The 277-nt window shown below is 60.6% G+C and carries 1 pseudogene; it reads left to right on the forward strand.

What is annotated here, in order from left to right:
* A pseudogene (locus EOD29_RS31550) lies at positions 1–257 on the forward strand (carbohydrate ABC transporter substrate-binding protein); the annotation flags it as partial.
* Positions 258–277 lie beyond the last annotated feature (20 nt).

Below are 277 nucleotides of genomic sequence, written 5' to 3' on the forward strand. Positions count from 1 at the left end.
CGGAATTCGCCAAGGCCAAGGGCTCGACGCCGGTGCGCCTCGATGCGCCGCAGGACAGTCTCGATGCCTGCTCCAAGGAAGTGCTCCGCATCGTTGCCGATCCGAAGCATCAGGTGCAAAACCCGCATGCCATCAGCGACGCCGACTGGGAGAACTCGATCTGGGACGTGGCCTTCAACTTCTGGAGCGATCCCGACATGAGCGTCGACGACGCAATCGCCAAGATCAGGGAAAACTACAAGACCATTCTCGGCTAGAGCGGTTCTGGCTCGCGGTT

Origin of the sequence: Mesorhizobium sp. M1A.T.Ca.IN.004.03.1.1 (assembly GCF_003997555.1) — a bacterium.
Taxonomy (GTDB): Bacteria; Pseudomonadota; Alphaproteobacteria; order Rhizobiales; family Rhizobiaceae; genus Mesorhizobium.